The 4,840-nt window shown below is 59.9% G+C and carries 7 protein-coding genes and 1 pseudogene; 4 read left to right on the forward strand and 4 right to left on the reverse strand.

From position 1 onward, the window contains the following. Positions 1 to 638: 638 nt before the first annotated feature. The 3 genes from AC1DYX_RS27920 (at position 639) to AC1DYX_RS27930 (ending at position 1,996) form a co-directional block, all read left to right on the forward strand. Positions 639 to 992: a hypothetical protein gene (locus AC1DYX_RS27920; RefSeq protein ID WP_477264977.1), complete on the forward strand. Its 354-nt coding sequence runs from the start codon at positions 639 to 641 to the stop codon at positions 990 to 992. 154 nt (positions 993 to 1,146) lie between these two features. Further along, complete coding sequence (locus AC1DYX_RS27925; protein WP_477264979.1) at positions 1,147 to 1,476, forward strand: hypothetical protein; 330 nt, start codon at positions 1,147 to 1,149, stop codon at positions 1,474 to 1,476. A gap of 163 nt (positions 1,477 to 1,639) precedes the next feature. After that, complete coding sequence (locus tag AC1DYX_RS27930; protein ID WP_477264981.1) at positions 1,640 to 1,996, forward strand: hypothetical protein; 357 nt, start codon at positions 1,640 to 1,642, stop codon at positions 1,994 to 1,996. 117 nt (positions 1,997 to 2,113) lie between these two features. On the opposite strand, the pseudogene AC1DYX_RS27935 reads toward AC1DYX_RS27930, so the two are convergent. Next, positions 2,114 to 2,835, reverse strand: a pseudogene (locus AC1DYX_RS27935) (DNA polymerase Y family protein); the annotation flags it as partial. On the opposite strand from AC1DYX_RS27935, the gene AC1DYX_RS27940 reads away from it, so the two are divergent. Beyond that, positions 2,771 to 3,457: a glycine-rich domain-containing protein gene (locus tag AC1DYX_RS27940; protein WP_477264983.1), complete on the forward strand. Its 687-nt coding sequence runs from the start codon at positions 2,771 to 2,773 to the stop codon at positions 3,455 to 3,457. The pseudogene AC1DYX_RS27935 and the gene AC1DYX_RS27940 sit on opposite strands and share 65 nt — an antisense overlap. A 7-nt stretch (positions 3,458 to 3,464) precedes the next feature. On the opposite strand, the gene AC1DYX_RS27945 is transcribed toward AC1DYX_RS27940, so the two are convergent. The 3 genes from AC1DYX_RS27945 to AC1DYX_RS27955 all read right to left on the reverse strand — a co-directional run. Beyond that, a complete protein-coding gene (locus AC1DYX_RS27945) occupies positions 3,465 to 3,800 on the reverse strand; it encodes a CatA-like O-acetyltransferase (protein ID WP_477264985.1) in 336 nt (111 codons plus the stop codon). Beyond that, complete coding sequence (locus AC1DYX_RS27950; RefSeq protein ID WP_477264987.1) at positions 3,746 to 4,099, reverse strand: hypothetical protein; 354 nt, start codon at positions 4,097 to 4,099, stop codon at positions 3,746 to 3,748. The genes AC1DYX_RS27945 and AC1DYX_RS27950 overlap by 55 nt, the downstream gene beginning before the upstream one ends. A gap of 11 nt (positions 4,100 to 4,110) precedes the next feature. Further along, a partial coding sequence (locus AC1DYX_RS27955) for an alpha/beta hydrolase family protein (protein WP_477264989.1) occupies positions 4,111 to 4,840 on the reverse strand: 730 nt, incomplete at its 5' end.

The raw sequence follows: 4,840 nt of genomic DNA on the forward strand, positions 1-4,840 counted from the left end.
CGATGTGCGTGGCGGCCAGCACGTCCTTGCTGCAGGTGAAGCAGTGGGCAAAGATGCCGTAGGCGCGCGGGGGGCCGGCGGGGGCCTCCAGCTTGGCGGAGAGTTTGCCGTGGGGGCCGGGGAAGTCGATACGTTCGGTAAGCATGGGTGTTTCTGTGTTCGGGTTCGGGTGTGGGACTGAAGCGGTGGCGCTGTCATGCGCATTGTGAGACAAGCGGGGAATGTTTGCTTGGGATCGCGGCGGGCGCAGCAGTCAGCTGACGTGAGAATGCGTGAGTTTTCAGGATTCCAGAATTGCTATACTGGAATTTTTCTTAATAATGAATGAATACTGGTGTCGATGGCTCAAAACACTAGGAAACCGAACTTGATAACGAGGCCAGTGCTGCTCGCGTTTCACATTTGAGCAGGCATGACGCTGTCCAGTGCATTTCTGACAGCGAAAACTCGTGGGACGACTGTCGTTCAAGTCCGTTTCGATGGTGACGATGTTCCGGCAACGTGTACCGCCTTTGCACTCAGGACCGCCGTTAGCATTCGTTCCGCCACATCGTGATTGCAAGATTTTAGTGGTTTTCAAGGGCAATCATAGGCAAACGAAATTTGTTTGAAACTTCAAAATGAGATGGAGAATATTTATGGCATTTTTTAGAACGATCGCGTTGTCGACTCTTGCTGCTGGCATGTGCTTGGGCAGCCTGAATGCATATGCGGGAGAAAATCTTAGTGGACGCAAAGTCCTCGATGTTGGCTGCCACAACAACGCCGCCACATGCTTTGTAGATCTTGACGGCCCCCTATTCGGCTCTACGCTTGGTTGTTCGGTCTCTCCGACGAGCCAGTTCAGATTTGATAATGGTGACACCAGCATCGGAAAACGAACGTTCGCTGCATTTCTGGCGGCCTATTTAACTGGCAAACACGTATCGGTATATCTTGAGGGCTGTGCGGGAGGGTGGCCAACCGTTGCGTATTTCTATGTGACGGATTGATTTCAATAGCTATTTCTGGCACCGGCAGTTGCACTCGGTTGCACTACGGCGAAGATAGCAATACTATACAACTGCAGTAGACGAGCAGTTATATAGACACGTTGGCATTACAGATATTAGACGTAGATAATTAATATATTTACAACAAATGAAAATGCAACGCTTTTTAGGTCCCGTCGCAGTAGCATTGACGTTGTGTGGTTTATCCATTACTTCATCTGCACAGAGCCAAGCAGTCGATGAGTATCAAAAGACAGTCAGGCAACTGGGCGCCCAGGCCGATTATTTTTATGTTTCGTTCAATGAGCCATTCACTTTTAACTGTGCATATGGTGTCGCCTATATCTCGGCGAACCGCAAAGGCTTGTATGCGCAACTGCTCGCAGCCAAACTGTCTGGCAAGCGAATCGCTCGTTTAAACTATAGCCAACCGAATGGTCCAGGGACCACTTGCAACGTGGAACTGGTTGAAATTACGGACTGAAATTCACTTCCACACCATGTTGTGGACTGATGGAACCCTCGCTGCATCAGTGCATACTTGAACTACGTTGGCAATGAACGATTCGTTTTCGCGTAGTGGGTATTGGTGCGCCATTGTATACGCTACGATATATTTTAAATGATAAACAAAGGGATGAAAAACAATGAAAAAAATTATCAGCTTGGTCTTTGCAATATCAGCTGCAATATTTTCTCTTCCGGCAAGCGCTTCAGATTTTCAGGGCTATGTCGCAGGGATTTTTGTTATTTCTGGAAAAGTCGTTATAATGGTAAACAATGGAAGTTTCAATGGCGCAGCGAGTCCCTGCTCATCCGCCCCTAATAATGCATATTATATTATCGACATAAGCACAACTTTCGGAAAGCTCCAATATTCGAATGCTTTGGCAGCAAAGACAACCGGTCGTATGGTTTATGTAGTCGGGGATAATGGCTGCAATCCGAACCCATATGGACCAGTAGGTGCCGAAGGGCTCGTTGGCATCGATCTTAAAGGCTGACGCTTACTTGCCTTGGCGCGCAGATGACTTATATATTTGTATGGCGCAACTTGAGAGGCTTGGTTAGCTGTCCAGTCCCTTTTCCTCCTGTTCGCCTACTCGCGGTATAAGTTCCCCTCACCCGAACAAGCCATGCAAAAACCAACGCGGCCCGCTCTCATCCGTACCGATACGCTCCCGGTACACCCAATACAGCGTGTGATCCTGCCCTTCGGCGATGAAATAATCGCGCGTCTCCGGACCATCCCACCAGCCGGCCTCGATGCGCTCCGGRTTCGACGCCATGYGCAGCGRCGAYCCATAGAACGGCCGGTGATTGCGCATCAATAGCGCGATCGGCCGGGCCAGCAGCCACGTCGGGCGCGGCAGGCTCTGCACGTCGGGTGGYAACTGCGCGTTGCGCGCCTTGTCGCTGACCTTTTGCTGCACCGGCACCCAGACGTTGGCCTGATCCGGACGGTAATCGGCCAGCGGCAGCGGCTGCAGGACGTTTTCCGGCCCCAGGCGCGCAGCCAGCAGTTCCAGCATGCGCATGCGGTCTTCCTCGCTGCCGCCCGGTTCGGGGAATAGCGAGGCGTTGGGAGGCGCCATCGGCCGCACCTGCAGGGCTTCCAGCGCGAGGCCGATCACGGGCGCGTCCAGCACGAGCCTGCCCAGGCGCTCCCTGAGCAGGCGCACGAGGTGCTCGTCGCGCCACGTCGGCTCGGCCAGCACGATCTCCACGCCGGTCGGCGCACGCGCCACCTGCCCCGCTCATGCTCCAGCTGCAGGAGGATGCGCTCCACCGCCAGCTGGCGCGCACACAGCCAGCCCGTCAGCTGCAGTAGCAGGCACTGGGCCGAAGGACTGTTGCGGTTCTTCGACGCCGTGCGGCACAGCGGCCGCCCCTGCGCCCTGCCGTCGGAAGCCGCGGATTCGGTCTGGCATGCATGGCTGCGCTGGAGTCCGACGTCGCTCGACCGCTACTGCCGGCGCCACTTCGGCATTGCGGTGCCGCATGTCGAGCGGGCCGCGCTCGCGCCCGACGCCCTGCTGAACACGTTCGCGGCCTGCTGCGCGCGCGACGGCTTTGATCCGGGCAGCACGCGCCTGCCCGGGCTGTTCGGCCTGGACGCCGCGCTCCGCATGCCCGGCGGGCACGGCTACTGGAACCGCGCCGGCGAGATCCGCTACGCGCGCCTGAACGAGCAGGGCCGCGGCATGTGGCGCGCGCTGCCGCATCCAGAACTGGCGCTCGCGCTGCTCGTCGCCGAGGGCCTCGTCGACCGCCACTTCCTGACTGTATACGAACGGCGGCGCGCGGCGGCGACGACGGATGGCAGTTCCTGCGGCGGCATCGACAGCATGGCGTTCGCGGGTGGCGATGCCTGCGGCGATAGCGGCGGCAGCGGTGATGGCGGCTGCGATGGCGGTGGCAGCAGCTGCGGCAGCAGTTGCGGGGGCGGCTGCGGCGGCGATTAGACTCCGCTCARCGGATGATGTCCGCCAGYTCKKCGGCMAYCTGGCGCCCGAGCAGATGGATGTGCCAGCCGTCGACGAAGCCGTGGTGGGCCTGCACGGAGAACGGCAGTTGCAGGCCGTCCKGACCGGCGCTGAAGCGCCCCCAGGCCAGCGACGGGATGTCGGGCGTGGACAGTGAYGCCATCGGATGCTGGATCGAGGTGAAATCGAGCCACGGCATGCAGGTGACGAACACCTGGTCCTTCGCTTCGCGCGGCGACATCGTGCGGTACTTGAGGTTCATCTCCGTCATGCTTGACGCGGCTTCCCGCGCCGCCACCCCGCGCGCGACGAATTCGCGCACGTCGTCGGACCASTCGAAACTGSGCGAGTSARGTCGCCGTGCTGGTTCATCACGGTGAACGACGGCACGAGCCGGTCGGTGCGGATGACCTCACCGTCCACGACGCGGTAGCGGAAGTTCTCGACCTTCAGCACCGCACGCAGCACGGCGCACAGCATCACGTGGAAAGGCGCCAGGTCCTGCGCCTTGCACCAGGGCCGGAATTCCGGCACGGTAAGCAGGAAGCACAGGTTCACCGCGGGGCTGTCCATGCGGTCGAAAAAGTCGAAGCGGTCGCGCCGCCGTTCGAAGTTCTGCATGTCCGTCCCCGTCATTGCGCGTCGAGATAGCGCACGCTCCAGGCCGAGATGACGCCGGCCACGTAGGCAGCATCCTCGCGGCGCGTGATCAGGTGGTCCATGCCGTCCAGCGAGATGAAACTCTTCGGATGCTGCGCCAGCTCGAAGATGCGGGTGGCGTTGTCCATGCTGACGGTATCGTCCTGCGGCGCCTGCATGACGAGCAGCGCGCGCCCGAGCGTGGCGATCTTGTCGTGCAGGCGATGCTGGCCGGCGTCCTCGACGAAGTGCTGGCGGATGTTGAAATCGCGCCCCGCCAGCTTCACGCGCGCTTCGCCCTGCTGGGCGATGGTGTCGAGGTGCTCGGACAGCAGTTTATGGACGACGTAGTGCGGATCGCTGGGCGCGGCGATCGTCGCGACGGCCTTCGCCTCCGGCACGCGATGGGCYGCCGCCAGCACGGCCGCGCCGCCCAGGCTGTGGCCGATCAACAGCTTCGGCGCCGCGTAGTGCTCGCGCAGGTAGTCGGCCGCGGCGACGAGGTCTTCCACGTTCGAGGAAAAATTGGTATCGGCAAAATCGCCATGGCTGGACCCGAGCCCGGCAAAGTCAAAACGCAGCACGGCCACGCCGAGGGCCGCGAGACCGCGCGCGATGTGCGTGGCGGCCAGCACGTCCTTGCTGCAGGTGAAGCAGTGGGCAAAGATGCCGTAGGCGCGCGGGGGGCCGGCGGGGGCCTCCAGCTTGGCGGAGAGTTTGCCG

This window comes from Massilia sp. P2_C2, from assembly GCF_056404615.1.

Bases quoted from the DNA above. Each gene is read 5' to 3' on its own strand.
- AC1DYX_RS27920 (WP_477264977.1), top strand. From the start codon at position 639: ATGGCATTTTTTAGAACGATCGCGTTGTCGACTCTTGCTGCTGGCATG.
- AC1DYX_RS27925 (WP_477264979.1), top strand. From the start codon at position 1,147: ATGCAACGCTTTTTAGGTCCCGTCGCAGTAGCATTGACGTTGTGTGGT.
- AC1DYX_RS27930 (WP_477264981.1), top strand. From the start codon at position 1,640: ATGAAAAAAATTATCAGCTTGGTCTTTGCAATATCAGCTGCAATATTT.
- AC1DYX_RS27940 (WP_477264983.1), top strand. From the start codon at position 2,771: ATGCGCTCCACCGCCAGCTGGCGCGCACACAGCCAGCCCGTCAGCTGC.